We start from the raw sequence: 3661 nt of genomic DNA, 5'->3' as shown, positions 1-3661 counted from the left end.
TCAGGGTCGGGTGCTTGCTCAGATGCGTGTAATCGGCAATCATCGGCATCAAGCCCTCAACCCGCAAAAACCCATAGCTTAGATAGTCACTGCTGCTAATCCCATAGGCAGCCAAGACCTCTAGCAAGCTAGGCGTGCGCGGCGCATCGTACAATGAACTTTTCAGTGCTGTCGGCAACTGGGCGTGATACCACGGCGGCAAATCGATGGCTTCGTAGTAAGCGGCACCAATATGTTGCTGCGCTCTGCTTGGCCCGGCCCGTTCTTGTAAAGCCGCCACCTGCTGCTCCACCGCCTGCAAAACTTGCAGACTCAAATAGGCATGCAGTTGTCGGCGTTCGGCCACAGTGACGGCGCGCCCTTGCTCGGCGCTGACGGCATAGAAGTCCAACAACTCTCCCGTCAGGCTGCGCAATTGCCAATAGCCGTCTGTTACCAATGAGAGTACGCTGTATGCGCTCTGCCACAGCGCACCGCGCTCGTGATGAAAGGCCCAGCGCCCGTCCTGCAAGCCGAGTTCTCTGATAAAACCGGCCGGCAGCAGGGTTTGCAGCGGCAGAACAGTGCGGGGGTCCAAGCTCAGTGCCGTGTCATTACGGCTGATGAGGGGACTGCTGACTTCCCAACGCAGTAAACTGTCCGCTTGCCCGGCATGGCTGAAAAATTCATATTGCCGGTCGCGTCCTAACGGCACCAGTGCACGACTGAATTGATCGGGTACCAAGCTCAATTGATCTTGTTTGCGGTCGAAAAATCCAAGTCGCTCACCCCAGCGTACCAGCACCCGATCGGCTAAGCGCAGGTAGCGGTGTTCGGCTGCCAGCGCGTTGAGTTGCTCGTCGCTGGGCCGACTGCTGAGGGGGAAAACTACGCTCGTGACGACCGGATAGAATTGCTGCTCTTGGATTTCGATTTGCAGCGTCACGCGCGTCGCGGTCGCTGCCACGGTACGTTCCAGACTGCGCTGGCCGCTCATGACGAAGGCGCTCAACACGGCTTGCGCTTGTTCGATACGCTGCTGTGCGCGATCTAATTCGCTGGCACGGAGGGTCTGATTGCTACCCTGTAAATCGTAAGCGCGCAGCAGCGCGTAGCTAGGGTAGTAAGCTTTGGCGGCACGTACTGCTTGCTGGAAGTTGACCGCGCCTTCCAATGAGGGTGTGCTGCCGCTGGCGAAGGCACCGGCTGGTGCAAGCTGAGATTGGTGCTTACCGATATCTTGCCCGACTTGTGTGCGCAAGGCCGGTATCACCTGGTTCAACAGTGCGTCATAATCGAGGGCCAGCGCACGCACGCTTTGGAAATCGGCGAATTGCTGCTGACTGAGCGCGCGCAGTTCGCCCTGCTGAGTTTGCAAAAACAGTTCGCTCTGCGTGCCATTGAGTTTGCTCACGACCGTGCCTTGCAGTGGCGGCGCATCGGCGTGCGCGTACCAGCTGTAACCGGGCGGAGGTGCCACGCGGGCCGATTCGACATGGCCGCGCTCGCCCCAAGCCTGCGGACGTCCGATCAGCCAAGTCTGCTCGCGCGCCAGCCACGCCAGTGGGTATTTCACGCCGTCGTGTACCGTATCGGCATCGAAGTCGACACTGCCTTCTTTGGCCTGAATTGGATAATCGACCCGCAACCGTTGGCTCGATAAAAACGATTTCGCCATGATGCCTAATAAGGCCAAGGCTTTTTCTATGTAGCCCTCAAAAAACTCTTCCACGACCGGTTCGTTATGCGCCCGTAAATTCGATGCCCCGCCTTGGCCGGCCATCGATTCCATGAAGCTCCAGCCGATGGACTCTTCCACGGTCTTGCCGGAAACCGGCGTGACGATATCGAGGCCCCAACTGCGCGGGTTGGCATTATTATGTTGTTTCACTTGGTCGTACAAGGCGGCCCATTTTCCAGCGCCGGGCTGAACGGAATGCTGAGGGAAGCGGCCATGGATAAAATCTGCGAAGCCTATCCCGTTGACGGTCACGCGCGCCATTTTTTCCCGCACTTCGTTCGGTAGTTGTGTGTATGCGTTGGAAAATGCCTCTTCGTTTTGGCTACGGGTCGGTGTCACATTCTCGAGCCGAACACAGATTTTTTTCGGGTTGCGTGGGTCGCGCACAAATTCCAAGGTCTCGCGCCCATCGCCGAGCACCTTGGTATTCGGTGTCAACGCCAGTAAAAAGCCGGCCCCATGGCGGCTGTCGAGCAGCCATTCTTTGGCTTGCGCATTCAAGCCGGCAAAGACGTAATGCGCTTTATTACTGGCTTGGTTACTGAGTTCGACGCTTAAACATTGGCGCTGTTGTTGTTCTTGCGGGGCCTTGAAAACCACACTGGTGGCACTGCTGCGCGCAAACTCCAGTCTCAGTTGGTCGGGTTGGCCGAAGAAAGTAAATTCCTCCAACAATTGCGCATCGCCGGCGCGCACCGGAAACAGCGCGGCGTAGCGGCTGCGCTCCCAACTTTGTAGTTGCGCATCGTTGCGGTGAGTAAAGCCGACGGCGGCCGATTTTTTCCACTGCATTTCCAGCGGCGGAACCAGTGACAAGTCGACTATGAGCGGGTGGTTGGCATCGATGCTCAGGGTAGTCGACTGTGCAACGTCGCCGGTGTAGTAGACCAAGGGGCGCGCCTGATTCGGCCGTAACGGCTCCCCGCTCATCCTATGACCGACGTCGCGAAACGGCGGTGGCGGCGGTGTGGCGTAGCTGCCGGCCGCCCAATGGATGACCGATGGCAAGGCGGCCCAAGCATCTTGGGAACCGCCCTCATAGACGTCGACACGGTTGCGGGTGTAGCTGATCTGATCGTCGGTAATACGGCAATGCTTGAGCGGATAGAGGTTCGAGCCGCGCAGCACGGTAGCGTTGCCAGGCGCGGAACTGTCTTCGCGCCGGATCAAGGGGTGAGAATAGGCATCCCAACGCTGTTGCAGTGCGCCGATCGATGTCACGGCCTTATCGCCGAGTTGCAGATGTTCGCCGAATTTTTGTGGCAGGTAGCACAGCGCTTGGGCGATGATGGCGGCCGGCAGCAAGGGCGGGCAAATCATACTGGCGACGCTCAAGCCCATGGCCAGCGTATTGGCGCTCAACTGCATGATGTCGACGGTCCACTCGGATTGGCTTTGATGCATGGTCATCAGGCGTTCAAAGATTTTGCCATTCTCATACAGACCCAACACCAGATCGGTGCCACCTAAGGCGTGATCAAGCCGCGAGGAGACCGCTTTGTAACGCAGTAAATCGCTGGCTTGCGCTTCTCCGATCAAGAATTTGTTAATCAAATGCTGGTACTCCCACAGGCCACTCATTTGCCCTAACAAAGGACCGATATCGCCGTGGCCGGCGCTGTCGAACAGGAATTGTGGCCCGAGTGCTGAGTTGTCGAGCAGGCCTTTGAGATTGAGGGCTTGCTGGCCGACCCGGGCGCTACTGGCGAGCGAGCCGCGCAGTCGCGCGCCCAAGCCTTGCTGGCGATAGGTCTCGGACGATACCAGTTGCGCGAGTTGTTTGGGGTCGAGAATTTTTACCAGCGGCGCGCCATTGTTTTGCAAGAACCGCAGTTCGAACTGACCCTGCTCGAGCGCGGTGACGTGATCGAGTCGGGCGTTTTGTTGTTCGGCGGAGAGCAAGAGCTTGGCGGCTTCTTGCATTACAGGCCAGGGATTTTG

At 58.1% G+C, this 3661-nt stretch carries 1 protein-coding gene; it reads right to left on the bottom strand.

Annotation, left to right across the window (positions count from 1 at the left end):
• A partial coding sequence (locus QN359_RS19510) for a hypothetical protein (RefSeq protein ID WP_323493619.1) occupies nt 1-3643 on the bottom strand: 3643 nt, incomplete at its 3' end.
• Nucleotides 3644-3661 lie beyond the last annotated feature (18 nt).

The organism is Undibacterium sp. 5I2 (assembly GCF_035019605.1).
Classification (GTDB): domain Bacteria; phylum Pseudomonadota; class Gammaproteobacteria; order Burkholderiales; family Burkholderiaceae_D; genus Undibacterium.
The sequence above is the reverse complement of the archived record's forward strand: the minus strand, read 5'-3'. Positions and strand labels throughout refer to the sequence as shown.